Here is a 24,152-nt window from a genome sequence, read left to right as displayed (position 1 = left end):
GCGGCCTAGAGCGCTTTGTCTCCGTCACCGACCTTGATCTCGGGCACCCTCAGCGCTGACCTCCCCTCCACGTGAGGGGCTTCTTTATGTCTCGCTTCAACACGCGCTCGACCCGTCCCGCCGTCCACTCGCCCGTGACCACCACCGGGGAGCAGACCCGCACCCACGAAGGTGCGATCGGATACCTCCGCGACGCGAAGAGTGAACTCTTCCTGCTGTCGGTCTCCAACTTCGTCGGCCAGGACACTTTCTACGAGCAGGGCGGCCAGCGCGACGACCGATACACCCAGCTCATACGGCAGCTCGCCACCGAAGACCCCCAGTGGTGCGTCGACTTCCTCCGCTGGCTCCGCAACGACGCCAACATGCGCACCGCCGCCCTCGTCGGAGCCGCCGAGTTCACCGCAGAACGCATCCTCCAGAACGCCCCCGGCTACAGCCGCCAGGCCATCGACGCCGTCCTCCAGCGCGCCGACGAGCCCGGCGAGATGCTCGGCTACTGGACATCCAAGTACGGCCGCAAGCTGCCCAAGCCCGTCAAGCGCGGCATCGCCGACGCCGTCCAGCGCCTCTACACGGAGCGGGCGCTCCTCAAGTACGACACTGCGACCAAGGGCTACCGCTTCGGCGACGTCCTCAACCTCGTCCACGCCAGCCCCGCCGACGACAAGCCCTGGCAGGGCGACCTGTTCAAGCACGCCCTCGACCGGCGCCACGGCAACGCCGAGGGCACACCGGAGACCCTGCACGTCATCCGACGGAACGAAGCACTGCGCACCCTGGTCCGGACCGGAGTGCTGGATCCGCTCACTGACCCCGAGGCGTTGCGCGATGCAGGGATGACCTGGGAAGACTCACTGTCCCTGGCGGGCAGTAAGGTCGACAAGGCGAAGTTGTGGGAGGCGCTCATCCCCTCCATGGGGTACATGGCGCTGCTGCGGAACTTGCGCAACTTCGACGAGGCCGAAGTGTCTGACGAGGTCGCCGAGCAGGTGGCGAAGCGGCTGGCCGATCCGGAGCAGGTCGCCAAGTCCCGCCAGCTGCCGATGCGGTTCTACTCCGCCTACAACGCGGCCCCGTCGCTACGCTGGGGCCATGCCCTCGAGAAGGCGCTCACCGCGTCCCTCGTCAACATCCCGACGCTGCCCGGCCAGACACTGATCCTCGTCGACACGTCCTCGTCGATGCACGAGGCCTTCTCCCGCGACGGCTCCCTCATGCGCTGGGACGCCGCAGCCCTGTTCGGCATCGCACTCGGGCGCCGCTGCGACAGCGGCGACGTTCTCTCCTTCTCCTCCGCCCGCTACTACATGGGCGATCTGCCCGGCGCGAAAACGAGGGCGTTCCCGCTCACCGCGGGCGGGTCCGTCCTCAGCGACGTCAAGAAGTGGCGAGACGGCGGATGGTTCCTCGGCGGCGGCACCGACACCGCCGCGGCCCTTCGACAGGAGTTCGCAGGCCACGACCGCGTCATCATCGTCACCGACGAGCAGGCGGGGCACGACTACAGCGAAGTCGACCAGTCCATCCCGCAGACGACACAGCTGTACACGTGGAACCTCGCCGGCTACCAGGCCGGGCACGCCCCGTCCGGCCGAGGTCAGCGCCACACCTTCGGCGGTCTCACCGACGCCGCCTTCCGCATGGTGCCGCTCCTCGAAGCCGGGCGCGACGCCGAATGGCCCTGGGCCAGAACTGCCTGAGCGAACAAGAGCGCCCCACTTCCCTCATCCAGGGAAGTGGGGCGCTTCTCTGCGTCAGTCCGCCAGCTGCTTCTTCACCTCGGCGACGTTCGGGCCCGTGTCCGTGACGGGCATCTTCCACCGGTAGGCGGTCCCCTCGCCGTCGGTGTAGAGCAACGTCCCGCCCTTCGCCTGCGCCGCGGTCAGGTCGAAGACTTCCGAGCCCCACTCATAGGTGCCCGGCTGTACTTCTCCGCCGCTGCTGTACTTGTCCAGGGTGACGTTCGTCGAGTTGCCGCTGTCGAAGCCGATGGCCTCCCCGTCGGGGGCGATCCACTTCCACCCGTCCCCGGTGATGGGCGCGGATTGCGCGGCTGGTGCGCCGGTCATCGCCTTGACCTTCATCGTGGCCACGGCGAACACCCCGTTTGCGGACTTCTCGCCGCCGCCCTCCTTCACGTACACGACCGTGTCCGGCGTGATCTGGAGGACGCCGGCCCCTTCGTCGCCGATCGTCTCCGCCGGCTCGCCGAGCTTCAAGGTCTTCGCCAGCCCGGCAGTCCCATCCCCGCCAGTGCCGGAGCTCTCCTCGGCGCAGTGATCCATCCACTCCTTCTGGCTGAGGTACTCGTCCGTACAGTCGACCTGCTTCGTGGACGGCTTCGCTGCGGCCGACTTCTCGTCGGGGTCGCCGTCGTCGCTGCCGCATGCGGTGACCGCGGCGAGAAGCAGGCTGATCGTGACCGCGCTGGTGCGAACGCGCATATGTCCCCCCAGGGTTGAACTGATCGGGACACCGTAGGGGAGAAGCGGAGACCGGGGGGAGAGGGGAAGCCGAAGCGCAACGCGCCCCGCCCTCCTGAGTCGGTAGGGGAACGGGGCCTAGCGGCTCTCGCGGACCGCCTCCACTAGATCCTTGATCGCGGCGCCGACGGCGAGCAGGGCGTGTACCTGAGCCCGAGCGAGGAGCGCCGTTTGATCTGCGGAGCCCGCAGTCTCAGCGTCCGCGTCGTCCAAGTTGCTGATCGCCCGCGCCTGAAGTTGGTCGTACTTTCGTTCCGGCATGTCCATCCCTTCGCCGCTGTCAGCGTTGCGAGTCTTCCGGAGGCCGGACCGGATGTCAGTAGCGCCGCAGGGCTGAACTAGCGCATAACGTTCCCTTGGGCGCTGCGGGTCGACCCGCAGCGCTTCCATCTACGTTGCGGGCGTGGCGAACTCGGCCAGCAGCTCCTGCGTGGTGAGCACCTCGATGTCCCACTCTCGCGATCGGGCGGTCAGCCTGCGTTCATTGGTGACGAGTGCACACTTCTCGTATCGAGCGGTCGAGGCGATCAATGCATCGCGCGTGTGATTGACGTTCCCTGATCGCAGGGCCTCTAGGAGGTCTCCGTCGGTGTCGCTCCCGACCCTGCAGAAGTTGAGGCGGGAGAAGTCGACGGCTGCGGTCCCAGTAGGAACCAGGCGGCCGAGGTCGGCCATGAGTAGCACGAGCAGAGAACGGCGGCCGGGATCAGGGATTGCGGTGAGCTCGTCGATCGTGATGTGCGTGTACAACACTTCGAGCGAGCCTGAGACCGTCGCCTCCTTCAGGGTCTCGAACGCGCCTTCTGTCACGGCGAGTGGATCAATGGCGTTGGAGTCGAAGACGACGCGTCTCATAGCGGCAGGCTAGTGATCGCTATGCCGAGCGCCAAGTATGCCGACAGCTGTGCGTAGTTGATCAGTAGCGACTCTCGATAACATGCCGTATCGCGGCTGATCACTGCGCCAGGGCTGCGGCCTCGTCGTGGTCGCGGAGCATCCGCATCACGGTTGCTGGCGACGGATGCTGCCCTTTCTTCCTGCCGCTTGTGATGACGAGCTTGCCTGCGATCTCGCGCAGGCTGAGGTTCTGGTCGCGCAGGTGGAGTGCCATGCCGAGCATGTCGTCGTCGGTGACGCTGGCGCCGCCGATGGTCTTGCCGTTCTTGCGGGCGGTCTCGTGCCCGTCGAGGGTACGCTCGCGGATGTACTCGCGTTCCATGCCGGACATGGCGGCGCAGAACGCGAACATCGGTCCGGACGGGTCGTGTTCGCCGCGGAGCTCGCCGGTGAGGAACTCCAGGCGGATGCCGTACTCCTTGAGGCTCTCGGCGAGGTTGACGAGGTCGGCGCCGCGGCCGAGACGCTTGTGCTCGTGGACGACGAGCGTCACTTCGAGCCCGGTCGTGCGGAGTTCGCGCGCGAACTCGATGGCCTTGGTCAGTTCGGGCCGGGCTTTGACGCGGGTGCTGACCTTCTCGGAGAAGATCCGGCTGACGTCGGCATCGTTGAGCGCGTCGAGCTGGTAGTCGAGGGACTGGCGGGCGGTGGAGGCTCGCGCGTATCCGATGCGCACGTTGCCGGTGGCGCCGCCAGTCTTCGCCGCCGTGGGGGCGGGTAGAGCTTCCCACCGCTGTCCGGGCTTGCGAGCAGCGGGAGTTGGAACGCTGAGTTCCTTCTTCAGGTGCGGGACGAGCCGGAAACGGGCAGTGTGGTATTGGATCGCGACGCGGCCCTTGGCGGTTCGGCAGGGAGAGCCGGTGGGGGCCTGGCAGGTGGACATCGGGCAGTCGTATTGCTCGACGAGGATGTACGGGTCGGCGGCCATACCCCATCGTTTCATGGGGGTGTTGCAACCCGCAGGTCTTTTGAAACGCTCCATGAAACAAAACGTGCTGCGGCGATCCCGACTCAGTGTTGCAGTTCACGAAGGACCACCTATGAAACATCCGTCTGCTGTGCGGAGTTGGGCTAGGGGAAGGCGTCTGAGACAAAGCCCCTGTCGTGCCCTACGGTGATGTCAGGCGCGGGGCCTATCGCGGTCGGGGTTCGACTGCACGCGAGTCCAGGGGGACTCATGACCATAGGCCGCGTGAACGCCGCCAAGTTCATCTCGCGCCACCTCGGCGAACCACACGACACCGAGCTCGGCGGCGAGGAAGCCCACGAACTGCTCGCCACGGCGCACGCCGACATCTGCTGCCCGCCATCAGGGCACCGCATCAGCTGGACCGACTGCTACGACAGTGCCGACATGCTGCCGCTCACATGGAAGTCCGACCTGTTCGTCGACTTCAGAGGCGAGCCGCACCCCCTGCCTTCTCACCTGACGAAGACACAGCGGGAACGGGCCCTTCAGGCACAGCAGTTGGCCGTCCGGATCCGTCGCGAAGCTCGTCGGCGGAACATCCACTGACTGTCAGCCCCTCGTGCCAGACTGGCCGTGCGGGTAGCTCAGCGGATAGAGCACGGTGTGGGGTAGCGCCGATCGCGACGGCAAGCCCCCTGAGATCCGAGGCCGCCGGTTCGAGTCCGGCCCCGTGACGCGTCTGCCGGGATCAGCCGGGCGCGGGCAACCGCAGTCCCTCCCGCTATCGACGGCCCTAACAGGGGCCTACCAGCGAGGCGGGGTAGAGGCCCCCGGAGACGTCCAGCCTTACGCCCGCCCCCAACTCGGGGGCGGGCGCATGTGCTCTGGGCGTACTCTCGATGGTGGCCGCCCCGTCGGGGGGCAGCTGAACTAGTCCTGTCGGAGGACACCATGGCCTTGACTGCATTGGCGCGCCAATTCGCCGCCGAGATCAACAACCACGACTGGTCGGACGCGCCGTATCGGGCAGACCGCGCCGGACACGACCGCTTCGTGGATAACCGGGGAACCAAGCTGCTCACCCAGCAAGAGGCCGACACCGTCCGTATGAACGTGATGTGGGTGACCGCGCAGGTGCTCGGCTACCAGGACCCCAGCCTCGATCTCTTCGAGTTCGCTGAGGCGTGCGGCGTGAACATCTACACCTCACGCGGCGAGAAGAGCGGCTACATCTCATCCGGTGTACGCCGCAACCAGCACGGCCACTACGCGGTCCCCGGAACTCCGGACCTCTACTAGGGACGCGAGCGCGCCCGCTCCCTTGCTGCGATGAGGGGGCGGGCGTTCGCGGGTCAGGCCTGCGGCTGAAGCAGTTCGCCAGGCTTGGTCTCGCTGATGCGCACGTTCTTGCACTTCGCCGCTTCGAGCTTCTTCTTCCGGTCTTCTGCGCTGCCCTTGTCGTAGCTGCACACGGTCGCGCGCGGTACGCCGTCCGGATCGGTCCAGGTGAGGCCGTAGTTCTTCATCGTGATCGCCATGGACGCATCATCGCTGGTGGCACTGACAATCAGCGGATCCGGGTGATGGTGACCACGGCGTGCCGGGTGGTGCCCGCCGCGGCCTCCACAACGACCGCGGCGTCGGTGGTGGTGTACGGCTCGCCGTCCGTGGTGTGCGCGTGCTCCCCGGGGCTGGCGGCGGTGAGGTAGCGGCCGATGTCAGAGGCTAGGGGCGCGGTCAGCGTCTGCGACCGGACGCGACGCCCGTCCGGGAGCCGCACGACGATGTGCCGCGGCCGGGCCGGGGGTCCGGTGTAGCCGACGATGGCGACGTCCACGGTCTCCGCTGTCCGTACCTTCCGCCATGATCTGTCCGGCCGGTAGACGCCGGTGGCCCGCTTGGCGACGATCCCCTCGATGCCTTGCTCGGGCAGCACCTCGAACCAGACGCGAGCCACCTCGAGGTCGTCGGTGGCGGGCACGGCTTGCAGTGGGGGCCCGAGGGGCTCCAGGACGTCGAGCAGAGCCTGGCGCCGTTCCAGGTAGGGCCGTCCGCGCAGGTCCCGGCCGTCGAGCATGAGGCAGTCGAAGGCGACGTAGGAGGCGGGGTAGCGGTGGATGAGGTCGGCGAGGCGCCGGCCGCGGGCTGAGGTGCGGGAGCGGACGGCCCCGAAATCCGTGCGGCCGTCTCGCCAGATCACTGCTTCGCCGTCGAGGACGGTGTCGGGCGGCAGGTCCATGGCCGCGGTGGCGATGTCGATCCACGCGGGGGTGGCGTCCCGTCCGGAGCGGGTCTGCACTCGCACGGTGTCACGCCGCCACACCACTGCCCGGTCGCCGTCGAGCTTCGGCTCGTACCACCAGCCGGGCCCGGTGGGCAGCGTCGTCACGGCACCAGCGAGCGCGACCTGGACGGGGTATTCCACGGTCAGTGTGCCCACACGTCGGGGCCGCCACCGCGCCACTCGATCAATGCGGATCGGACCACGTCCATCTCGTCGTAGTCCTGCAGCCCGGCTTCCTGCATGAACGCGGCGACATCGCGCACCGAGTAGGCGCGGCCGGAGATTCGGCCGTCGATGCGGACGCGGCGGGCGCCGTCCTCGTCGGGCTCGTACACGACCACGGGATGATCGGAGACCATGCCTTCAGCCTGGGGTGTGCTGGTCATTCGAGCACGCCGAGTGCGGTGTCTGGGCGACAGTGGCTGCAGGCTCCGACGCCTTCGGCGAGGGCTCGGACGGCTTGGTCGCGTGGAATGCCGCGGACGCGTTTGTTCGCCGCGCTTTCGTTCGGCCTGCCGCCGCTGTTCTTCGGCGATCCATTTCTCGACCTGGGCGAGCTGGTGGCGGAGGAAGCCTTCGACGATGCGGAGTTTCTCCAGGCGGGACGGCGCAGGTGGGTCGGACATGTGTTCGAGTCTACGGGTGTCGGGCAGGTCTGCCATCCTGCCCCCATGGCTGAGAGCCGGATTCCGCCCGCCGACCGCCTGATGCTGGGCCTGTCTCTGCTCGCTTCGGCGGTGGGGATCGCGTTCGTGGTCATTGGCGTGACGATGTTCTGGGGTCCGCTGCGTGAAGTGCTCCTGGCGCCGGTCGCGATCTGCGTGGGCGCCGTCGTCTACTTCCTGTCCCGCGCCCTGTGGTGGACGCTGCGAGGATTCCCGCCGCAGGCCGAGAGCTGACCCGGCCGCGTTGTCACGCCTCGCCGCTACGCTGGACGGCATCACATCCGCGCTGTGGCTGCAGCGCTGCCGCCCCACCTCCCGTGATGCAGGAGGTGGGGTGCTCGGATTCTGGAGGGCCCGTGGACGACCTGGTGTTGTGGCTCGGCGAGCAGCTCGACGAGGACGAAGCCGACGCGCGGGCGGCAGCGACGCGGAGCCCTGAGTGGAGGCTTGCGCGCCCGCTCGACGACGAGGAGCTAGGGGATGCGGGCCTGCTGCGCCCCGCCGAGCTGAAGCACGCCGAGCGCCACGATCCGGCGCGGGTGCTGCGCGAGATCGACGCCAAGCGGCGCATCATCGAGCAGTGTGCCTACTGGAATGAGAGGGCGGCGCGGGAGGCGGCCGATCCGCCGAAGTACCCTCAGCCCGGCCTGGATCTCGGCCTGCTCCTGGACGCGATGAACCCAATCCTTCGAGCGCTCGCCCTGCCCTACGCAGACCGGCCCGGATACCGCGAGGATTGGCGGCCGTAGCCGCAGGTCAGGGCATCACTTGATGGGCTCCCATAAAGTGATCAAGCCGCGTCGCCGTCCGGCTCTGGGTGCCGCACGAGCTTCTTCAGCTCGGTCTCGACGGCGAGCCGCGACTCCCCGGACTCGGCGGCGAACGCCGTGATCCGCTCCTGCACTGCCAGCGCGGTGTCCACAGTCAGCGCACCAGCCTGGATCTCCTCCCAGGCGGAACGTTCCAGCGCAATCAGATCATCGGGGAGTTCGATAGCCACGGCGGGATCTTACGCGGCCCCACCTTCTCCATCTGGTAAGGCTTGCTGACCAGGCTTTTTCCTGACAGCAGGAAGAAGCTACGCCGCCTTGACGACCTCGCTCCGTGTCGCCGCCGCCCACTCCACCACCAGTAGCTCATAACGGGCGCGCTGCTCCGACGACAGGCGCACCGCCGGGTGCGGCCACAGCTCACGGATCTCCCGGTTCACGACCTCAGCAGGCCGCACCGGACCAGGGCCAGGGGGAGTGGGGATCATGTCGGTCATCATAGGTGCCGGGTCTGACATCGCCCAGAACCTGGGCGTGACCGGAATATGACGATCACGTGCCGAGGACGTCCATCAGGTGATCGTCGAGGTCGGCGACGAAGTCCTCCCGCCGCCACGGCCGCAACTCCCGGCGGGCCCGCCGCAACCGAATCGCAGGCACCCGCCCGCCCGTCGCAGACGCCGCAGCCACACACTCGTGCAGCAGCTCGGCAGCCTCCCGAGGCTCCCCGAGCCGGATCCGCGCCAGCGCCTGATCCGTCGTGACGATCGCCCGCTGCACCTGCTCCCGCGGCGCCGACAACGCCTCCGCCGACGCCGCGAACCGATCATGCGCCGCCGCGGGATCCCCCACGTACAGCTCGCACACGCCCTCGAAGCCGCGTAGGTGACCGGGCGAGAAGCTGGTCGGAGCCGGATCCCCGTCCTGTGCAGCCTCCAGGTCGTACCAGGCCAGCCCCAAAGCCGCCTGGGCCTGCCGCTGCTGTCCGGCCCGCGCCGCGATCTCCGCCTGCAGTGCGTGGGCGCGCGCCCGCACCAGCGTGCTGGCACCCGAGCGGGCGGCGCGTACCGCCTCGTCCACCAGCAGTCGCGCCGGCTCGATGCCCTGCGTGGAGTACAGGGTGACCAAGGCGTGGCTCATATGGACACCAGCCCGCCGCCACGGCAGCTCCAGTCGACCGGCTTCGCGGCTCGCCTCCGCGTACAGCGCCCGCGAGGCAGCATCGTCGCGCGTCTCAAACGCCAGCCGACCCGCAAGCGCCGACGCTGCGACCGCCGTGTCCCGCAGGCCCGGCAGGAGAGGCTCGGGTACCGGGCCTGCGAGCAGGCGACGGCAGGCCTCCACCGCAGGGGCGAGCATCAGCTGCAGCCGCACGAACGGCAACGTGCCGACCTCGGCATTCACGTCGGATACCACCGATGCCAGCCCGGCCACGATGTCCTCGTCGGCCCGCGTGGGGTCGGCGAGTGCCGCGGTCAGCCCGACCTGTACGCCGGGTGCAAGGAAGGCCAGCATGCCGCCGCCTTGGTCGGTCACCGCACGCACCAGCACCGACCGCAGCTCGACGAGGCGCCGCTCGCTCTCCCCGAGCAGGCGTAGCGCCTCGAGGAGTTCCGCGAAGTCCGAGCCTGCACCCAGGGACAGCTCGCCGGCGGGGGTGCGGGCGTAGAGGTGGGCGAGGAGCAGCTGGTAGCGCTCGTCCGGCATCGTCGGGCGGGCCGCCTCCCAGCGGGCCACGGACCGCTGCACGGATGCGACCGCGGGGAGGTGAGGTTGGTGGAGCTCGGCGGCGTACTCGGCGAGGGCGCGGGCCACGTCGGAGAGGGACAGACCGCGGCGGTTCCGTAGCCGCTTCAGGATCGCAGCTCCTGCCGCTCTGTCGTCCATCCGGCCATGGTGGCGCAGATGTTGTCTACACGGGCACGATCAGGCGCGGTTTACCCAGATCGGAGGCGTAGGTGAGGGTCTGCCACGTCCCCGAGGACGGCTCGCTGCTGTGGGGGAAGCCGATGACCATCCGGCTGCGGTCGACCATCCACCGGTTCCGTGCGTGGTAAGCGGGCGAGCGCAGCTCCGGCGCCTTCAGCTCGACGATCTCCGTGATGCGGTCCCGGGTACGGGCGATGGCCTGTCGCGCTTCGGCGGGCTGCTGGTCGACCGTGCCGGGTACGACGACGGTGATCTGCGCGGGCGTGTTCCCGGCGAGCCAGAGCAGGGACATGCTGTCGATACCCTTCGCCCCGCCGATGTAGAAGTGGCTGTCGGCGAACGGGCCCAGGTAGTCGGCGAACAGGTCCGCGTACTCGTCGAGACTGCGATGCCCGGTGCTGCGCGTGCCCGTGATGGCGACCGTCCGCATGATCCACTCCGTGTCATAGGTTGTCATATCCCGCCCCCACCAGCGGGATTGAGATCGTCAATGCGTGGACACCGACGACCTGCACCGACTAGGCGCCTACCTCGAAGGCCGCGGACTTCGCGTAGCCGCCCGCGACCCCGAGCTGATTCTCGCCGTAGCGAACCCTCTTCACCCCCAGCTCGCTGAAGAGATCCGGCTCACCGACGGCCGGTACATCACCGGATTCGACTACGAGGTCGGCGAGCGCGGAGACGAGCAGGCCTGCGCCGACCGCATCGCCCACATCCTCGCCGCCGGCGACACACCGCGGACGGAGCCCAGCTCGTGAACGCCGCAACATACACCCCCCAGGAACTCATCGAGCTGGCCGCAGGCGCCTGCCGGACCCTGCCGCCGCCCGACCAGCTCAGCACACTCGACACACAGCTGAGGGCGGAACTCAAGCGCCTCTTCCCGATCGTGGAGAAGCAGGCGGAAGAACTGCCGGTCGACAACCCCGGCCGGTACTCCCGTCAGCGTGCACTCGACGCCACCCGCGACGCACTCGACGAGCGTCTGGACCGCGATGCCCCGCTCCCGGCAGCGCTGCTTGTCGCCGAGCTCGGCCGCCAGCTCAGGGATCTGGTCACCTACGCCGAGGAGGGGAATGGCCGTGACTGAGGAGCGCGTCACCATTCCCGGCCTGTGCTGGATCCGCAAGCCCGGCACTGAGACCCGATGCTGCCGCTCGACAGGGCACAGCGGAGATCACCACAACTACTACGGCGGCGGACAGTGGAAGCAGAGGGCGGGCGAGTCGCAAACGTCGTAGCGTGACGGTGATGTTCCGTACACGCACCGTTCGTGGCTCTGGCCAGCGGTTACACGGCGGGTGATCAGATCACACGGGGTGTGAAGCGAACGCTTGCATCAAGCAAACACGGGGTCTTCCGCTCCGCAGATATATGCATTTGAATTGCCAATTACCAGCCCGAGCCCCACCCGTCGCGCCCGGACCCCGCGTGACGAGCGGTCAGCCATGCAGCCGAATCCGCCACCTGTCCATCGGCAGGAGCAGATCGGCCGTCTCTACGGGGGTGCCATGCCAATCGAGCCGAGTCCGCACCACACGAAACGCCAGAGTGTCGACAAGCAGACCCAGAGCGTGAGCCTGGTCAACACCCAGCGGCACCGTGTCGATCTCGGCCGTATAGGACACGTGGGCCTTGCGGCTGCCGCGCCACCAGGCGCTGGCCAGCATCGCCGACCGGCCGCCCGGATCCATGCACTCCACCGTCTCGTGCCGCAGCAGCGACCCCACCGCGACCCCGAGACGTTTGGCCAGCTCTTCGGTCGCGGGAACCGGACGGGCGTCGGTGACCTCGCAGGAGTAGGGCCACGCAGCGTCGGCATCGGTGAGAGTGCGCACAGCAGGAGGATGCGCGACAACGACGCGTTTCCGCTCCTCCCCCTCGAGGATTCCCGTCCTTCGGAGGAGAACGTAGGCCAGGCGCATCGTCTGCTCATGGACGTGATAGGCGGCTGCAAGGTCTGCGCGCGAGGGAAGCGCCTGGCCGGGGCGCCACTCGCCGGCGGTGATGCGGCGGCGGATGTCGTCAGCGATGCGGCGGTGAAGCGCGTCTGGCATCCGGCGGTCCTCTTGCGTCGATCATGGTGATCATGACGTGAGGTCCGAAGTTATGAAGCCGGGCCATGGCTGGATATATCCAAGCCTCTGAGGCGCAGGTGCCGCGCCACCGCGTTGGGTGCACAAAGGTTTCGGTGTAACGGAGTCAGGTCTCCTGTATGCCGATGTGGCCCTCTCGACGCCTGCGCACCCCTATTGCAGGCGTACAGCGGGTCATGCACGACAGGCGAGAGTCAGGCTCGCCGCCGAGTCAAAGGGAAGGGAGCGGGGGTCCGGGAGTAGAACTCTGCAGGCACTGGCCGCGCGCGTCCAAGGCGCCGCGGCTGCACGCCACCCGCCCGCTAGGTCACCACGGGGCGGACGGGTGGGGACGGTCGACGCTTGCTGTCGGCCACAATGCCGCCCTCCGGCTTGCCAGTCCACCTCCCAAGTGGGCGGGCCGGGGGGCGGCGCTGCGCTGTTCGAGAGATCCACTGGGAGAATTCTGGGAGAACTCCCGCGCAGATTGCTGCATCGAACTACGAGAATCTGCAAGTCTCTACGAAGAATTAACAGGAATCGACGTCTCGCCCCCAGCCTCTCGACCTGGGGATATGCACGGCTCAGCCTGCCGATTCGCCCGCGTGGGGACTCAACGCACCCGTGCCGACCAGCACGATCAGCACGATGCCCAGCAGGACGCGGTAGTAGACGAACGGCATGAAGCTCTTCGTGGTGATGAACTTCATGAACCAGGCGATCACCGCGTAGCCCACCACGAACGCGATGATCGTGGCGAAGATCGTCGGGCCCCAGGAGACGTGGCCCTCGCCCGCGTCCTTCAGCTCGAAGACGCCGGAGGCCAGGACCGCGGGGATGGCGAGGAGGAAGGAGTAGCGCGCCGCGGCCTCGCGGGTGTAGCCCATGAGGAGGCCGCCGCTGATCGTCGCGCCCGAGCGTGAGACGCCGGGGATCAGGGCCATCGCCTGGCAGAGGCCGTAGATCAGGCCGTCCCTGACGCCGAGTTCCTTCAGGCCCTTGCGCTCCCGGACCGCCCGGTGTTTGCCGCCCGTCTCGTCGCGGGCCGCCAGGCGGTCGGCGACGCCGAGGACGATGCCCATCACGATCAGCGTCGTGGCGATGAGGCGCAGATCGCGGAACGGGCCCTCGATCTGGTCCTTGAACGTCACGCCGAGGACACCGATCGGGATCGAGCCGACGATGACCAGCCAGCCCATCTTCGCGTCGTGGTCGGAGCGCGGCACCTTCCCGAAGAGTGAGCCGAACCACGCCGACACGATGCGCGCGATGTCCTTGCGGAAGTAGATCAGCACCGCGGCCTCCGTGCCGATCTGGGTGATCGCGGTGAACGCGGCCCCTGGATCGTGCCAGCCCGCGAACGCCGCGGTCAGGCGCAGATGCGCGCTGGAGGAGATCGGGAGGAACTCGGTCAGCCCCTGGACGAGCCCGAGGATGAAGGATTCAAGCCAAGACATGAAAACTGCGCCGTCCAAGTACTGATCATCGGGCCGCGGATGCGGTCGTAGCGGTCGTCGTTCAAGGGCGTGGCCACTGCGGCAATGCGGAGGTGGGTGGGTGGGAGAGGTCGCGGGGCGCCGGAACACCGGAGCGCAGGGCGATCACGCCCCCCGTCGTGGGGGCAGCGTAGCGGGCCAGGGTTACGGGACGGCGGCAGGGCCGACCGGCGGCTGTGGCGCCGGGCCCGACGTCGTCCATCCCGGCGCCTGCGGGTGCGCGGTGAGATCGTCGTGCCGGACCGCGTCGCCGCAGGCCGAACAGGTGACCACCGGGACCAGCTCGTGGCCGCAGACGTGTTCGAGGACCATCGGGCGGTCCGTGTCTCCCCGCAGGTGGCGGTCGCCCCACGCCATCAATGTCATGAGCACGGGCTCCAGTTCGAGACCGGCTCGGGTCGGGCGGTAGCGGAAACGCCGAGGGCGCTCGCTGTACGCCTCCTTCTCCAGGATGCCCGCCTCCACCAGGCGGCGCAGACGTGTCGCGAGGACGTCGCGGGGCGCCCCGATGTTGCGTACCAGCTGGTCGAAGCGTTCATTGCCCAGACACACCTCCCGCAGGACGAGCAGGGAGTACTTCTCGCCGACCAGCGCGAGGGCGTCGGCGATCGAGCAGGGGCGTGGATCCTTCATGCGGGCAGTCTAGGGCGGATCCAGGTGAGGGTTTGAATTTCCAACTCACCTGGCTAGAGTGAGTTGGAAATTCCTACTCGCTGGGCGGCCGTCGACGTTCGTCCCGTCGTCTTCCGGGCGTTCCCCGGTCGTTCCCTGGTGTTCGAAAGAGGCCCGCACCATGCGTGATGCCGTCATCGTCGAAGCCGTACGCACCCCCGTCGGCAAGGGCAAGCCGCAGGGCGCCCTCGCCGACGTTCACCCCGTCGAACTCCTCGCCCACACCCTGCGCACGCTCGTCGAGCGCACCGGGATCGACCCCGCGCTGATCGACGACGTGATCGGCGGCACCGTCGACCAGGTCGCCGAGCAGGCCATGAACACCACCCGCTACGCCGTGCTCTCGGCCGGCCTCCCCGAGTCCGTGCCCGCGACCACCGTCGACCGGCAGTGCGGCTCCTCCCAGCAGGCCGTGCACTTCGCCGCGCAGGGCGTCATATCGGGTGCGTACGACATGGCGGTCGCCTGCGGTGTGGAGTCGATGAGCCGCGTACCGATGTGGTCGAACGTGCCCGAAGGGGCGGATCCGTTCGGACCGGGCGTTGCCGAGCGGTATCCGGAAGGGCTCGTCCCGCAGGGCATCAGCGCCGAACTCATCGCCGCCAAGTGGTCCATCGGACGCGACCGGATGGACGCGTTCGCGACGACCTCGCACCAGCGTGCCGCCCGCGCCTGGGACGCCGGCCTGTTCGACGCCGAGACCGCGCCCATAGCCGGGCTCCGGCGCGACGAGTCCGTACGGCCGACCACCACCCCCGACGTCCTCGCGGGGCTCAAGCCCGCCTACTACGACCCGCACTTCGGCGAGCGCTTCCCGCAGATCGACTGGTCCGTCACGGCCGGCAACGCGAGCCCCGTCAACGACGGAGCGGCCGCCCTCCTCATCACCACCGGCGAGAACGCCGCGCGTCTCGGGCTGCGCCCGCTCGCCAGGCTGCACAGCTTCGCCGTCACCGGATCCGACCCGCTCCTCATGCTCACCGGCATCATGCCAGCGACGGAGAAGGTGCTGCGCAAGGCGTCACTCACCCTCGACGACATCGACCTCTTCGAGGTCAACGAGGCCTTCGCGGCCGTCGTGCTCGCCTGGCTGCAGGAGACCGGCGCCGACCCGGAGAAGGTCAACGTGCACGGCGGCGCCCTCGCCCTCGGACACCCGCTCGGCGCCAGCGGCGCCCGGCTGATGACCACCCTCGTCCACGCGATGCGCGCTCGCGGCGCGCGCTACGCCCTCCAGACGATGTGCGAGGCCGGGGGACTCGCCAACGCGACCGTCCTGGAAGCGCTGTAGCCACGAGCCTGGAAGCGATGCGGCGGCAGTCGGCCGAGGGGGCGGCCGGTCAGCGGTCGCGGAAGTGGTGGCGCTTGAACCAGGCCACTGTCGCCCCGCCCAGACCCGTCACCGCGATGAACCCCATCGCGATCAGGAAGACGGGCGACGTCGGCGTCGACGCGCGGGCCCCCGCGATCACGTACGCCGCCGTGTTCGGGATCGAGCCGAGGCCCGTCGCGAGCAGGAACGGCAGCCAGCCCATGCGCGACACGGCGGCGCAGTAGTTGGCCGCGGCGAACGGCACGCCGGGGAACAGCCGGACCGCCAGCATCGAGCGGAATCCGTGCCGGCTGAGCTGGCCGTCCGCGGCCTTCAGCCAGCGCCCCCGGAGCAACGGCCGCAGCGCGTCCTGGCCCAGCATCCGGCCGAGACCGAAGGCGATCCCGGCACCGAACACCGTGCCGGCGATCGCCGCGGCGAGGCCCGCCTGCGAGCCGAAGAGCGCGCCCGCCGCCAGATTGAGCAGCGGCCGCGGCACGAACGCGGCGGTGCACGCCCCGTACGCCACCGCGAACAGCGCCACCGCCGTGGCGCCGCCCAACTGCGCGGGCCAACCGTCGGAGAGGACGCGTTGCGGCTCGAAGAGCAGGACGCACGTCGCCGCCGCGGCCAGCAGCACGACGAGCAGCGACAGCCGCGACCACGGCGAGAGCAGAGCCCTGGCACAGCGCACGGCGAGGCCCTGCGGGCGGGCGGTTGCGGTCTCGAACATCCGGGAAGAGTAACCGGCTCATGTGACTGATCGCCGTATGGTGCGTCTCATGAGCGTCACAGTCCCGACCGCCGTGCCGAGAAGCGAGCTCGCCGACACGGTGCTCGAACCGCTCGTCGCGACCTATGCGGAGGCGGCGGATCCGGAACGGTCCGCGCAGATGAGGGCGTACATGAAGGACATCGCCCCCTTCCTCGGACTGACCTCGCCGGTGCGCCGCGACCTGTCCCGCGCGGTCCTCGCCGGCACTCCGCGCCCCGACGAAAAAGACTGTGCGGCGATCGCGCTGCGCTGCTGGGAACTGCCCGAACGGGAGTACGCCTACTTCGCCGTCGACTGTCTGCGCCGTCATGTGAAGCGCTGCTCGTCCGGTTTCCTGCCCGTCGTCCGGCATCTCGTGACGACGCGCTCCTGGTGGGGCACGGTCGACGCGCTCGCCGCGCACGTGGTCGGCGGTCTGGTCGCGGCGGACCCGGAGCTGCGGACCGTCATGGACGCCTGGATCGAGGACGACGACCTCTGGGTGGCCCGGACGGCCCTCCTCCATCAGCTCCGTCACAGAGCGGACACCGACACGGAACGGCTCTTCGCGTACTGCGTACGCCAGTCGGGGCATCCCGACTTCTTCATCAGGAAGGCCATCGGCTGGTGTCTGCGGGAGTACGCGAAGACCGACCCGGAGGCCGTACGCGCCTTCGTGGAGCGAGAACGGGACCGGCTGTCGCCGCTCTCGGTGCGGGAAGCGCTGAAGAACCTCTGACGGCCCCTCAGGGCCCCGCCGCCCGGCATCGGTCCAGGAGCGCTTCCACGATGCCCGTCAGACGGTCCCCGGCCCGGTCGATGCTGCCGTTCTGCGTGCTGACCTGCGCACCCTCCAGCAGGAACGTGATCTCGGCCGCGGTCTGCGCGGGGTCGGGCAGAGCGGCTTCCTCGCACATGGCGACCAGCCGCCGGGTCTGGCGGGCCTTGTGCTCCTCGATGACCTGCCGCGCCGGGTGTGATCGGTCGGGGAGTTCGGCGAGGGAGTTGATGAACGGACAGCCCCGGTAGGAGAGCGTGGGCAGCCCCTCGGCGATGAAGCGGGCCAGACCCAGGATCTGCTCCCTGGGGTCGCCGGGGTGCGCGGCCTCGACGCGGTCGAACGCGGCCTGGTAGTCCGCGGCGACGATCCGCAGCCACTCCGCGACCAGTGCGTCCTTCGTCTCGAAGTGCCGGTAGATCGCCGCCTTCGTCGTCTCGGCCCGGTCGGCGATCGCCTGGACGCCCACCCGCCGGATGCCCTCGCTCTGGAAGAGCTCCTCCGCCGCGTCGAGGATGCGCTCGCGGGGCGGGAGTTTGGCCACTCTGCCCGGCCTGCTGGTGGTCGCCGTCATGGCTGTTACGGTACCAGTCCGTCCCACTCGATACCGAACGGTATCGAGTGGTACCCATCGGTATCCCTGGTCGTTCGGTACGCAGGAGGCAGCAGTGAGAGTTTCGGAGTACGTGAACCACGACGCGGTCGGGCTCGCGGAGCTGGTGGCGGCGGGCGAGGTGACGCCCGGCGAACTGATGGCCGCGGCCCGCGAAGCGGTGCGGGCCGTGAACCCGGAGATCAACGCCGTCGTCGAGACATGGGCCACCGACGACGAGCCCGCCCCGGCCCCCGGCGGCGCGCCGCTGGCCGGCGTCCCCTTCCTGATCAAGGACCTCGGGGTCGCCATGGCCGGCCGGCGGACGGAGCTGGGCAGCCGGCTCGCGGCCGGGCACGTCGCGAGCGCCGACTCCTCGCTGATGGTGCGTCTGCGACGAGCCGGACTGGTGACGTTCGGGCGTACCACGACACCGGAGATGGCCTACAGCATCACCACGGAGCCGGCGTTGCACGGTCCGACCCGCAACCCGTGGGACCCGCGGAGGAGTGCGGGTGGCTCCAGTGGCGGCGCCGGTGCGGCCGTCGCCGCCGGGATCGTCCCCGTCGCGCACGCCACGGACGCCGCGGGCTCCCTCCGCATACCCGCCGCCCACAACGGCCTCTTCGGGCTGAAGCCCACCCGCGGCCGCGTCTCCGTGGGTCCCGACTTCGACGAGATCTTCAACGGTCTCGGCGTCCAGGGCACCGTCAGCCGCACCGTGCGCGACAGCGCGGTCCTGCTCGACCGGATGCGCGGGCCGGAACCGGGCGACCCGTACTCCGCACCTGAGCCGCCCAGGCCGTACGCGCAGGAAGTCAGCCGTCCCCCGAGCCGACCGCTGCGCATCGGCGTCCTCGCCCAGGCATGGGGCGGGCGCCGCACCACCGGGCCCGTGGCCGACGCGGTCTCCCGGACCGTGCGGCTCCTCGAATCGCTCGGCCACCGGGTCGCCGAGGTGCGGGTCGACCTCGGCGCCGACTGGGACGAGTTCGTGCTCGCCGACGCCCGCATCATGACGGCGAACCTCGCCGCCTCCCTCGATGCGCTCGCCGCCGCGTCCGGCAGGCCCCTCGACTCCACCACCCTCGAACCGGTGACCCTGGCCGGACACCGGTACGGGCAGCGGGTCACCGGCCCTCAGCTCGTCGCCGCCCTCTCCGTCCGCAACCGCGTCGCCCGCGCTCTGGCACGGTACTTCGGCGTGTACGACCTGCTGCTCACGCCGACCGTGCCGGAGCCGCCCCCGCTCCTCGGCGAGTACGGGCGGGGAGCGGAGACCCTGGACGGGTACGGCTGGATCGAGCGCCTCAACGACCGCTCGCCGTTCACCACCGTGTTCAACGTCGCGGGCACGCCCGCCATGTCCGTGCCGGTGACGTCCGACGCGGAGACCGGGATGCCGATCGGCATGCAGTTCGCCGCGGGGTACGGCGAGGAAGGGCTGCTCTTCCGGCTCGCCGGGCAGCTCGAACAGGCGAGTCCCTGGGCGGGGCGTACGCCTGCGGTGTGGGCGGGCAGCGCGCGGGTGCTCTGACGTCGGGGCGGCGGCAACTCGTCCGTGGGCGCGCGCCGTTCGCGCGAAAATCGTTCGACGTGGGCGTTTTCTTCGGTGAGGATCAGAGCCATGTCCCGGTACGCCTTCCTCGCAGCCACGCCCGCAGTCGCGGGCGCTGCGAAGGCTGCCGTCCCCGCGCAGGTCGTCCCCACACCGGCCGTCCTCGCACCCGACGCCTTCGGCGGCACCCGAAGCTGACCCTCCCCGGACATTCCGGCGGACCCCCGAGGGGGAGGGTCGGTCCGGCCCCCGGGGTCCCCGTCCCGACCGCGCGCATCCGCCGGGCCGGGACAACAGCTTCGAGTTCCGGAGAAGGAACCGCCATGTCCAAGACCGCATACGTCCGTACGAAGCCGCACCTCAACATCGGCACGATGGGCCACGTCGACCACGGCAAGACCACTCTGACCGCCGCCATCACCAAGGTCCTCAGCGAGCGCGGCACCGGAGGCAGCACCCAGTACGTGTCCTTCGACCGCATCGACCGCGCCCCCGAGGAGGCGCAGCGCGGCATCACCATCAACATCGCGCACGTCGAGTACGAGACGGACACCCGCCACTACGCGCACGTGGACATGCCCGGCCACGCGGACTACGTGAAGAACATGGTCACCGGTGCCGCCCAGCTCGACGGGGCGATCCTCGTCGTGTCGGCGCTCGACGGGATCATGCCGCAGACCGCCGAGCACGTGCTGCTCGCCCGGCAGGTCGGCGTCGACCACATCGTCGTCGCGCTGAACAAGGCCGACCTGGGTGACGAGGAGCTCACGGACCTCGTCGAGCTGGAGGTCCGTGACCTGCTCTCCGCGCACGGGTACGGAGGCGACTCCGTCCCCGTCGTACGGGTCTCGGGGCTGAAGGCCCTGGAGGGCGACCCGAGGTGGACGTCCGCGATCGAGGCGCTCCTCGACGCCGTGGACACCTACGTGCCGATGCCCGAGCGGTACCTCGACGCGCCGTTCCTGCTGCCCGTCGAGAACGTGCTCACCATCACCGGACGCGGCACCGTCGTCACCGGCGCCGTGGAGCGCGGCACCGTCCGCCTCGGGGACCGCGTGGAGGTCCTCGGCGCCGACACGGAGACGGTGGTCACCGGCCTGGAGACCTTCGGCAAACCGATGGAGGAGGCGCAGGCCGGCGACAACGTGGCCCTGCTGCTGCGCGGTCTGCCACGCGACGCCGTACGGCGCGGCCATGTCGTCGCGGCGCCCGGCAGCGTCACCCCACGGCGGCGCTTCACCGCGCAGGTGTACGTCCTGTCGGCCCGCGAGGGCGGCCGTACGACACCGATCGCCACCGGGTACCGGCCGCAGTTCTACATCAGGACCGCGGACGTGGTCGGCGACGTCGACCTCGGCGGGACCGCCGTGGCCCGCCCCGGCGACACCGTCACCATGACGGTCGAGCTGGGCCGTGACGTACCGCTGGAGACCGGCCTCGGCTTCGCCGTCCGCGAGGGCGGCCGCACCGTCGGCGCGGGCACCGTGACCGGCGTCGCCTGACGGGCCGCGGCCCGTCACGCCCGCCCCGGGGGGCTCGGCCTCCCGGGGCGGGCGGGCACAATGGACGCGTGGACGAGCACGAGTTCGAGGACGGGGCCGAGGCGGACGCTTCGGGCGGGGGTACGGGCGCCGAGGCGGAAGAAGCGGTCCCGGTGACCCGGCAGGTGGACCACGGCACGGCCAAGCTCATGCCCGACATCGACAGGCCGCACGCCTGGCTGCTCACGGTCGACGGCGCCCCGCAGTCGTACGTCGACCTGGACGACCCCACCCACCTGGAGTTCGAGTACGCGCGCCGCCTCGCCCACGTCCTCGACACCGCGGCCGAGCCCGGCGCCCCCCTCGACGTCACCCACCTCGGCGGCGGCGCCCTCACGCTGCCCCGCTACCTCGCCGCCACCCGCCCCGGCTCCCGGCAGCAGGTGGTCGAGGCCGACCGGGGGCTGCTCCGACTGGTCGCCGAGCGGCTGCCGTTGGACGGGGCGAGCGGGGTGGACGTGCACGGCGCCGACGCCAGGGAGTGGCTCGACGCGGCGCCGGACGACAGCGCCGACATCGTCATAGCCGATGTCTTCGGCGGCTCACGCGTGCCCGCACACCTCACCACGGTGACGTACGCGCGCGCCGCGGACCGGGTGCTGCGGCCGGGCGGGCACTACACCGCGAACCTCGCCGACGGTGCCCCGTTCGCCTTCCTCCGCTCCCAACTCGCCACGTTCGCCGAGGTATTCGAGGAGATCGCGCTGATCGCCGAGCCGTCGGTGCTGCGTGGACGCCGCTTCGGGAACGCCGTGCTGATCGCCGCGCACCACCCCGTCGACGTCGCGACACTGGCCCGCCGCACGGCCGCCGACGTCTTCCCCGCCCGGGTCGAGCACGGCGACGCGCTGCGCCGCTTCATCGGGGACGCGCGGCCGGTGCGGGACGGGGAAGCGGTCCCCTCACCCGAGCCGCCCGACGGCGCCTTCTCCATCGGGTGATGCCTCCGCCGCGGCGGCGAGCGGGTCCGGATTCCGGCCCGGTTCAGGGTCCGCCGGGGTCCCGGCCGACGTCACGTGTGTCGTGCGCCGCGTCAGGTTGCGTACGTCCGGTACGAACAGGACGGCCGCCGTCACCAGGACCACCAGCGCCGCACAGCCCCACAGCGAAGGGGTCCTGCCGAACGCGGACTCCGCGGGACCCGCGAGCGCCGTGGCCAGGGGAACCATCGCGATCGAGCCGAACCAGTCGTAGGCGGCGACGCGCGACAGCTTCTCCTCCGGGATCTCCTGGTGCATCGCGGTCATCCACGAGACGCCGAACACCTCGATGGCGACGCCGCTGACGAACATCACCGTCGCGAGACCGGCGACCGGCAGCGGCACGGCGAGCGCCGCCGAAGGAGCGGCCAGCGGGAAGACGCAGAGGGTGCCCGCGAAGAGCAGACGCCGCGGCTTCCATCGCATCATCAGGAACGCCCCGCACACCGTGCCCGCCCCGAACGCGCCGAGCGCCAGACCCCACGGCCCCGCACCGCCCAGTTCGTCCCGTGCCACCAGCGGCCCGAACACCGACTCGGCGGCGCCGACCACCGCCACCACCACCGAGAACTGCGCCACGATCGACCACAGCCAGGGCCGCCCCGTGAACTCGCGCCAGCCGTCCCGCAGGTCGGCGATGAGGCCCTCGCCCGGCGCGCGCTCCGGGATGTGACTCACGTCGAGGAAGGACCGCAGGGCTCCCGCGACCGCGAACGCCGCCGCGTCCACGGCCAGCACCCAGCCCGGTCCGATCGCGGCGACCATCAGGCCGCCGAGCGCGGCCCCGCCGAGCCCGGCCCCCTGCATCGCCATGCGGTACAGCGCGAACGCGCGGCCCACCTGCTCGCCGCTGACCGATGACATCAGCATGCCCTCGGCGGCGGGACCGAAGAAGGCCTGGCCGACGCCGCCGAGCCCGCCGAGCAGCATCATCTGCCACAGCTGCGGCTCGCCCGCCAGGACGAGCACGGCGAAAGCGGCCTGCGACACGCAGTTGAGGGCGTTGGCGGCGACCATCACATGGTGGCGCGGCAGCCGGTCGGCGATCGCCCCGCCGATGAGCAGGAACAGCACCAGCGGCAGCGTCCGCGCGGCGGCGACGAGACCGACGTCCCCGCCGTCGCCGCCCGCGTCGAGAACCGCGAACGCCGCCGCGATCAACGCCCCGTGGCTTCCGAGGTTCGTCACGATCGCGGCGGCGGTCAGCAGTGTGTAGTTGCGGCCGGCCCAGGAGGGCTTGCGGCGCGGCGCGGGGGCGGGAGTCGTCACCCCGGGACTATCCCCGGCGGACGGCCGACTTGCCAAACCGTTTCTTGCCCGCTCCGGCCGGGGACAGCAGCGTCAGCGGCCGGACTCCTCGGATGTCTCCTTGCTCAGCCGCACCGTGCCGAGGATCTGCTGCACGAGATCGTCGGAGACCTCCTCCTTGACGCCCTTCGCGCCGTAGAGGGTCCAGGCGACGAATTCACCGGCACCGTTCTTGAAGGCGAACGTGGTCGCCTTGCCCTCGGAGTCGCACTTGGCCGACGTGGCGGCGCCGGACGTCGTCGACGTGGCGACGCTGCCCTTGATGCCGGCCTTGGTGGTGAAGTCCTTGATCTCGCCGATCTTGATCTTCTTCTTGTCGGCCTTGGTCTGCTCGGTGTAGCCGCCGAAGACCCACCACGCCGAGTCGTTGCGCGCGATGTCCTTGGTGTTCTTGGCGCCGTCCTGGCCCTTGGTGCCGACGGCGGCGAGCGAGGTGTCGTCGGGCCTGCCGTCCTTGTCGTCGTCGGACGTGCACCACTTGTCCTTGAGGATCGCCGGGGCGGACATGCCGATGATGGTCTTCGCGCCCTCCTCCTTGCGGTCGTCGAAGGCGATGAAGGTGTCCGGCGTCTGGACCTTCCAGTCCGGCGGGACGTCGAAAGCGGTGCCCCACTTGGGGTTCACGACGACCTGCCAGCCGTCGATCATGGGCTTCTCGTCGTCGGCGTCACGCACGTTCCCGTCGTCGCTCGGCGACGGGCTCGGGTCCTTCTTCGCGGACTTCGAGGGCTCCGCCGGGCCCGCCTCGTCGCTCTTGTCGTCATCGCCGCCGAAGACCAGGAAACCGGTGACACCCGCGGCCACCACGACGGCAAGCGCCGCCACGATGGCGGTGACCTTCGTCTTGTTCCCGCCGCCACCGCCCGGTCCGCCGCCGGTCTGCTGCGGCGGCACGGGCGGCGGCGTCGGGGCCGCCCAGTGCGACTGCTCGGGCTGCGAGTACGCGCCCGGGTGCGGCGGCTGACCGCCCGCAGGCTGCTGGTAGCCCCCCGCCGGCTGCTGGTAGCCACCCGCGGACTGCTGGTATCCCGGCTGCTGATACGGGTTCGGCTGCTGGTACCCCGGCTGCTGGTACGGATTCGGACTCTGGTCCTGCGGGTTCTGCTCGCCCCCGGGCGGCTGATTTTCTGGCCACATGGCCAGTA

General features: G+C 69.9%; 31 protein-coding genes and 1 tRNA gene. 14 read left to right on the top strand and 18 right to left on the bottom strand.

Going from position 1 to position 24,152, the window contains the following annotated elements; genetic code table 11:
- Positions 1 to 86 precede the first annotated feature (86 nt).
- Positions 87 to 1,703 (top strand): TROVE domain-containing protein, encoded by a 1,617-nt coding sequence (locus tag DEJ47_RS04405; RefSeq protein WP_150165116.1) that lies wholly within the window; start codon positions 87 to 89, stop codon positions 1,701 to 1,703.
- A 54-nt stretch (positions 1,704 to 1,757) separates the two neighbouring features.
- Here DEJ47_RS04405 and DEJ47_RS04400 read toward each other — a convergent pair whose 3' ends face one another.
- The 3 genes from DEJ47_RS04400 to DEJ47_RS04390 form a co-directional block, all read right to left on the bottom strand.
- Positions 1,758 to 2,447: a hypothetical protein gene (locus tag DEJ47_RS04400; protein ID WP_150165114.1), complete on the bottom strand. Its 690-nt coding sequence runs from the start codon at positions 2,445 to 2,447 to the stop codon at positions 1,758 to 1,760.
- A gap of 429 nt (positions 2,448 to 2,876) precedes the next feature.
- A complete protein-coding gene (locus DEJ47_RS36260) occupies positions 2,877 to 3,341 on the bottom strand; it encodes a hypothetical protein (protein WP_190415262.1) in 465 nt (154 codons plus the stop codon).
- A 100-nt stretch (positions 3,342 to 3,441) separates the two neighbouring features.
- Positions 3,442 to 4,326: a recombinase family protein gene (locus DEJ47_RS04390; protein WP_223828228.1), complete on the bottom strand. Its 885-nt coding sequence runs from the start codon at positions 4,324 to 4,326 to the stop codon at positions 3,442 to 3,444.
- 234 nt (positions 4,327 to 4,560) lie between these two features.
- On the opposite strand from DEJ47_RS04390, the gene DEJ47_RS04385 reads away from it, so the two are divergent.
- The 3 genes from DEJ47_RS04385 to DEJ47_RS04375 all read left to right on the top strand — a co-directional run bounded on the left by DEJ47_RS04385 (position 4,561) and on the right by DEJ47_RS04375 (position 5,592).
- Positions 4,561 to 4,899: a hypothetical protein gene (locus tag DEJ47_RS04385; RefSeq protein ID WP_150165112.1), complete on the top strand. Its 339-nt coding sequence runs from the start codon at positions 4,561 to 4,563 to the stop codon at positions 4,897 to 4,899.
- A 27-nt stretch (positions 4,900 to 4,926) separates the two neighbouring features.
- Positions 4,927 to 5,029, top strand: a tRNA-OTHER gene (locus DEJ47_RS04380).
- Positions 5,030 to 5,244: 215 nt separating this feature from the next.
- Positions 5,245 to 5,592, top strand: a complete 348-nt coding sequence (locus DEJ47_RS04375; protein WP_150165110.1) for a hypothetical protein — start codon at positions 5,245 to 5,247, stop codon at positions 5,590 to 5,592.
- Between the two features lie 53 nt (positions 5,593 to 5,645).
- Here the strand turns inward: DEJ47_RS04375 and DEJ47_RS04370 are convergent, their stop codons facing one another.
- The 4 genes from DEJ47_RS04370 to DEJ47_RS36765 are packed head-to-tail and all read right to left on the bottom strand — an operon-like array spanning position 5,646 to position 7,052.
- Entirely contained in the window at positions 5,646 to 5,831 is a 186-nt protein-coding gene (locus tag DEJ47_RS04370) for a hypothetical protein (protein WP_150165108.1), read from the bottom strand.
- A 29-nt stretch (positions 5,832 to 5,860) separates the two neighbouring features.
- Positions 5,861 to 6,718 (bottom strand): ATP-dependent DNA ligase, encoded by an 858-nt coding sequence (locus DEJ47_RS04365; protein WP_150165106.1) that lies wholly within the window; start codon positions 6,716 to 6,718, stop codon positions 5,861 to 5,863.
- Positions 6,719 to 6,720: 2 nt separating this feature from the next.
- The gene (locus tag DEJ47_RS04360; protein ID WP_411757262.1) at positions 6,721 to 6,963 is read right to left on the bottom strand and encodes a hypothetical protein; all 243 of its coding nucleotides are present in this window, start codon (positions 6,961 to 6,963) and stop codon (positions 6,721 to 6,723) included.
- Entirely contained in the window at positions 6,960 to 7,052 is a 93-nt protein-coding gene (locus DEJ47_RS36765) for a DUF6233 domain-containing protein (protein WP_223828671.1), read from the bottom strand. Before DEJ47_RS36765 ends, DEJ47_RS04360 begins: the two co-directional genes overlap by 4 nt.
- A 13-nt stretch (positions 7,053 to 7,065) precedes the next feature.
- On the opposite strand from DEJ47_RS36765, the gene DEJ47_RS36255 reads away from it, so the two are divergent.
- Both DEJ47_RS36255 and DEJ47_RS04345 read left to right on the top strand, forming a co-directional pair.
- On the top strand, positions 7,066 to 7,476 hold the full coding sequence (locus DEJ47_RS36255) for a hypothetical protein (RefSeq protein ID WP_190415260.1): 411 nt from the start codon (positions 7,066 to 7,068) through the stop codon (positions 7,474 to 7,476).
- A gap of 122 nt (positions 7,477 to 7,598) precedes the next feature.
- Complete coding sequence (locus DEJ47_RS04345; RefSeq protein WP_150165101.1) at positions 7,599 to 7,991, top strand: DUF6221 family protein; 393 nt, start codon at positions 7,599 to 7,601, stop codon at positions 7,989 to 7,991.
- Between the two features lie 41 nt (positions 7,992 to 8,032).
- On the opposite strand, the gene DEJ47_RS04340 is transcribed toward DEJ47_RS04345, so the two are convergent.
- The 4 genes from DEJ47_RS04340 to DEJ47_RS04325 form a co-directional block, all read right to left on the bottom strand.
- Positions 8,033 to 8,242, bottom strand: a complete 210-nt coding sequence (locus tag DEJ47_RS04340) for a hypothetical protein (RefSeq protein ID WP_223828227.1) — start codon at positions 8,240 to 8,242, stop codon at positions 8,033 to 8,035.
- A gap of 78 nt (positions 8,243 to 8,320) precedes the next feature.
- Positions 8,321 to 8,500, bottom strand: a complete 180-nt coding sequence (locus DEJ47_RS04335; protein ID WP_150165099.1) for a hypothetical protein — start codon at positions 8,498 to 8,500, stop codon at positions 8,321 to 8,323.
- A gap of 64 nt (positions 8,501 to 8,564) precedes the next feature.
- The gene (locus DEJ47_RS04330) at positions 8,565 to 9,899 is read right to left on the bottom strand and encodes a hypothetical protein (RefSeq protein ID WP_190415258.1); all 1,335 of its coding nucleotides are present in this window, start codon (positions 9,897 to 9,899) and stop codon (positions 8,565 to 8,567) included.
- A gap of 25 nt (positions 9,900 to 9,924) precedes the next feature.
- The gene (locus tag DEJ47_RS04325) at positions 9,925 to 10,398 is read right to left on the bottom strand and encodes a DNA-processing protein DprA (RefSeq protein ID WP_223828226.1); all 474 of its coding nucleotides are present in this window, start codon (positions 10,396 to 10,398) and stop codon (positions 9,925 to 9,927) included.
- Between the two features lie 37 nt (positions 10,399 to 10,435).
- Here DEJ47_RS04325 and DEJ47_RS04320 point away from each other — a divergent pair, with 37 nt between their 5' ends.
- Both DEJ47_RS04320 and DEJ47_RS04315 read left to right on the top strand, forming a co-directional pair.
- Entirely contained in the window at positions 10,436 to 10,699 is a 264-nt protein-coding gene (locus tag DEJ47_RS04320) for a hypothetical protein (protein ID WP_150165096.1), read from the top strand.
- Positions 10,696 to 11,031, top strand: a complete 336-nt coding sequence (locus DEJ47_RS04315) for a DUF6415 family natural product biosynthesis protein (RefSeq protein WP_150165094.1) — start codon at positions 10,696 to 10,698, stop codon at positions 11,029 to 11,031. Before DEJ47_RS04320 ends, DEJ47_RS04315 begins: the two co-directional genes overlap by 4 nt.
- Before the next feature lie 352 nt (positions 11,032 to 11,383).
- Here the strand turns inward: DEJ47_RS04315 and DEJ47_RS04310 are convergent, their stop codons facing one another.
- The 3 genes from DEJ47_RS04310 to DEJ47_RS04300 all read right to left on the bottom strand — a co-directional run bounded on the left by DEJ47_RS04310 (position 11,384) and on the right by DEJ47_RS04300 (position 14,145).
- On the bottom strand, positions 11,384 to 11,998 hold the full coding sequence (locus tag DEJ47_RS04310) for a GntR family transcriptional regulator (RefSeq protein WP_150165092.1): 615 nt from the start codon (positions 11,996 to 11,998) through the stop codon (positions 11,384 to 11,386).
- A gap of 602 nt (positions 11,999 to 12,600) precedes the next feature.
- Positions 12,601 to 13,473, bottom strand: coding sequence for an undecaprenyl-diphosphate phosphatase (locus tag DEJ47_RS04305; RefSeq protein ID WP_150165090.1), 873 nt, complete (start codon positions 13,471 to 13,473; stop codon positions 12,601 to 12,603).
- Positions 13,474 to 13,656: 183 nt separating this feature from the next.
- Complete coding sequence (locus DEJ47_RS04300) at positions 13,657 to 14,145, bottom strand: winged helix-turn-helix transcriptional regulator (RefSeq protein WP_150165088.1); 489 nt, start codon at positions 14,143 to 14,145, stop codon at positions 13,657 to 13,659.
- Between the two features lie 160 nt (positions 14,146 to 14,305).
- On the opposite strand from DEJ47_RS04300, the gene DEJ47_RS04295 reads away from it, so the two are divergent.
- Positions 14,306 to 15,475, top strand: coding sequence for a thiolase family protein (locus tag DEJ47_RS04295; protein ID WP_150165086.1), 1,170 nt, complete (start codon positions 14,306 to 14,308; stop codon positions 15,473 to 15,475).
- A 49-nt stretch (positions 15,476 to 15,524) separates the two neighbouring features.
- Here DEJ47_RS04295 and DEJ47_RS04290 read toward each other — a convergent pair whose 3' ends face one another.
- Positions 15,525 to 16,229 (bottom strand): TVP38/TMEM64 family protein, encoded by a 705-nt coding sequence (locus DEJ47_RS04290; RefSeq protein ID WP_150165084.1) that lies wholly within the window; start codon positions 16,227 to 16,229, stop codon positions 15,525 to 15,527.
- 49 nt (positions 16,230 to 16,278) lie between these two features.
- Here DEJ47_RS04290 and DEJ47_RS04285 point away from each other — a divergent pair, with 49 nt between their 5' ends.
- On the top strand, positions 16,279 to 16,989 hold the full coding sequence (locus DEJ47_RS04285) for a DNA alkylation repair protein (protein WP_150165082.1): 711 nt from the start codon (positions 16,279 to 16,281) through the stop codon (positions 16,987 to 16,989).
- Between the two features lie 7 nt (positions 16,990 to 16,996).
- Here the strand turns inward: DEJ47_RS04285 and DEJ47_RS04280 are convergent, their stop codons facing one another.
- Positions 16,997 to 17,602, bottom strand: coding sequence for a TetR/AcrR family transcriptional regulator (locus DEJ47_RS04280; protein ID WP_150165080.1), 606 nt, complete (start codon positions 17,600 to 17,602; stop codon positions 16,997 to 16,999).
- A gap of 94 nt (positions 17,603 to 17,696) precedes the next feature.
- Between DEJ47_RS04280 and DEJ47_RS04275 the strand changes: the two genes are divergently transcribed.
- The 4 genes from DEJ47_RS04275 (at position 17,697) to DEJ47_RS04260 (ending at position 21,660) form a co-directional block, all read left to right on the top strand.
- Positions 17,697 to 19,157, top strand: coding sequence for an amidase (locus DEJ47_RS04275; RefSeq protein ID WP_150165078.1), 1,461 nt, complete (start codon positions 17,697 to 17,699; stop codon positions 19,155 to 19,157).
- A gap of 90 nt (positions 19,158 to 19,247) precedes the next feature.
- Positions 19,248 to 19,376, top strand: a complete 129-nt coding sequence (locus DEJ47_RS37310) for a hypothetical protein (protein ID WP_263398882.1) — start codon at positions 19,248 to 19,250, stop codon at positions 19,374 to 19,376.
- 125 nt (positions 19,377 to 19,501) lie between these two features.
- Positions 19,502 to 20,680: an elongation factor Tu gene (tuf, locus tag DEJ47_RS04265; RefSeq protein ID WP_150165073.1), complete on the top strand. Its 1,179-nt coding sequence runs from the start codon at positions 19,502 to 19,504 to the stop codon at positions 20,678 to 20,680.
- A gap of 188 nt (positions 20,681 to 20,868) precedes the next feature.
- Complete coding sequence (locus DEJ47_RS04260) at positions 20,869 to 21,660, top strand: spermidine synthase (protein ID WP_150175430.1); 792 nt, start codon at positions 20,869 to 20,871, stop codon at positions 21,658 to 21,660.
- Here the strand turns inward: DEJ47_RS04260 and DEJ47_RS04255 are convergent.
- Both DEJ47_RS04255 and DEJ47_RS04250 read right to left on the bottom strand, forming a co-directional pair.
- Positions 21,622 to 22,968 carry an MFS transporter gene (locus tag DEJ47_RS04255; protein WP_150165071.1) on the bottom strand — a complete coding sequence of 449 codons (1,347 nt, stop codon included), beginning with the start codon at positions 22,966 to 22,968 and terminating at the stop codon, positions 21,622 to 21,624. The genes DEJ47_RS04260 and DEJ47_RS04255 overlap by 39 nt on opposite strands.
- Before the next feature lie 72 nt (positions 22,969 to 23,040).
- Positions 23,041 to 24,144, bottom strand: coding sequence for a hypothetical protein (locus DEJ47_RS04250; RefSeq protein WP_150165069.1), 1,104 nt, complete (start codon positions 24,142 to 24,144; stop codon positions 23,041 to 23,043).
- Between the last annotated feature and the right edge of the window lie 8 nt (positions 24,145 to 24,152).

The sequence above is a fragment of the Streptomyces venezuelae genome (genome assembly GCF_008642355.1).
In the GTDB taxonomy this organism is placed as follows: Bacteria; Actinomycetota; Actinomycetes; order Streptomycetales; family Streptomycetaceae; genus Streptomyces; species Streptomyces venezuelae_B.
Note: the sequence above shows the minus strand (reverse complement) of the source record. Positions and strands in the feature narration are given on the sequence as shown.

Coding starts and splice junctions, on each gene's coding strand:
- DEJ47_RS04285 (WP_150165082.1), top strand. CDS start 16,279: ATGAGCGTCACAGTCCCGACCGCCGTGCCGAGAAGCGAGCTCGCCGAC.
- DEJ47_RS04310 (WP_150165092.1), bottom strand. CDS start 11,998: ATGCCAGACGCGCTTCACCGCCGCATCGCTGACGACATCCGCCGCCGC.
- tuf (WP_150165073.1), top strand. CDS start 19,502: ATGTCCAAGACCGCATACGTCCGTACGAAGCCGCACCTCAACATCGGC.
- DEJ47_RS04300 (WP_150165088.1), bottom strand. CDS start 14,145: ATGAAGGATCCACGCCCCTGCTCGATCGCCGACGCCCTCGCGCTGGTC.
- DEJ47_RS04290 (WP_150165084.1), bottom strand. CDS start 16,229: ATGTTCGAGACCGCAACCGCCCGCCCGCAGGGCCTCGCCGTGCGCTGT.
- DEJ47_RS04335 (WP_150165099.1), bottom strand. CDS start 8,500: ATGATCCCCACTCCCCCTGGCCCTGGTCCGGTGCGGCCTGCTGAGGTC.
- DEJ47_RS04260 (WP_150175430.1), top strand. CDS start 20,869: ATGCCCGACATCGACAGGCCGCACGCCTGGCTGCTCACGGTCGACGGC.
- DEJ47_RS04390 (WP_223828228.1), bottom strand. CDS start 4,326: ATGAAACGATGGGGTATGGCCGCCGACCCGTACATCCTCGTCGAGCAA.
- DEJ47_RS04250 (WP_150165069.1), bottom strand. CDS start 24,144: ATGTGGCCAGAAAATCAGCCGCCCGGGGGCGAGCAGAACCCGCAGGAC.
- DEJ47_RS04295 (WP_150165086.1), top strand. CDS start 14,306: ATGCGTGATGCCGTCATCGTCGAAGCCGTACGCACCCCCGTCGGCAAG.
- DEJ47_RS37310 (WP_263398882.1), top strand. CDS start 19,248: ATGTCCCGGTACGCCTTCCTCGCAGCCACGCCCGCAGTCGCGGGCGCT.
- DEJ47_RS04375 (WP_150165110.1), top strand. CDS start 5,245: ATGGCCTTGACTGCATTGGCGCGCCAATTCGCCGCCGAGATCAACAAC.
- DEJ47_RS04305 (WP_150165090.1), bottom strand. CDS start 13,473: ATGTCTTGGCTTGAATCCTTCATCCTCGGGCTCGTCCAGGGGCTGACC.
- DEJ47_RS36260 (WP_190415262.1), bottom strand. CDS start 3,341: ATGAGACGCGTCGTCTTCGACTCCAACGCCATTGATCCACTCGCCGTG.
- DEJ47_RS04400 (WP_150165114.1), bottom strand. CDS start 2,447: ATGCGCGTTCGCACCAGCGCGGTCACGATCAGCCTGCTTCTCGCCGCG.
- DEJ47_RS04330 (WP_190415258.1), bottom strand. CDS start 9,899: ATGGACGACAGAGCGGCAGGAGCTGCGATCCTGAAGCGGCTACGGAAC.
- DEJ47_RS04385 (WP_150165112.1), top strand. CDS start 4,561: ATGACCATAGGCCGCGTGAACGCCGCCAAGTTCATCTCGCGCCACCTC.
- DEJ47_RS04325 (WP_223828226.1), bottom strand. CDS start 10,398: ATGACAACCTATGACACGGAGTGGATCATGCGGACGGTCGCCATCACG.
- DEJ47_RS04280 (WP_150165080.1), bottom strand. CDS start 17,602: ATGACGGCGACCACCAGCAGGCCGGGCAGAGTGGCCAAACTCCCGCCC.
- DEJ47_RS04370 (WP_150165108.1), bottom strand. CDS start 5,831: ATGGCGATCACGATGAAGAACTACGGCCTCACCTGGACCGATCCGGAC.
- DEJ47_RS04360 (WP_411757262.1), bottom strand. CDS start 6,963: ATGACCAGCACACCCCAGGCTGAAGGCATGGTCTCCGATCATCCCGTG.
- DEJ47_RS04405 (WP_150165116.1), top strand. CDS start 87: ATGTCTCGCTTCAACACGCGCTCGACCCGTCCCGCCGTCCACTCGCCC.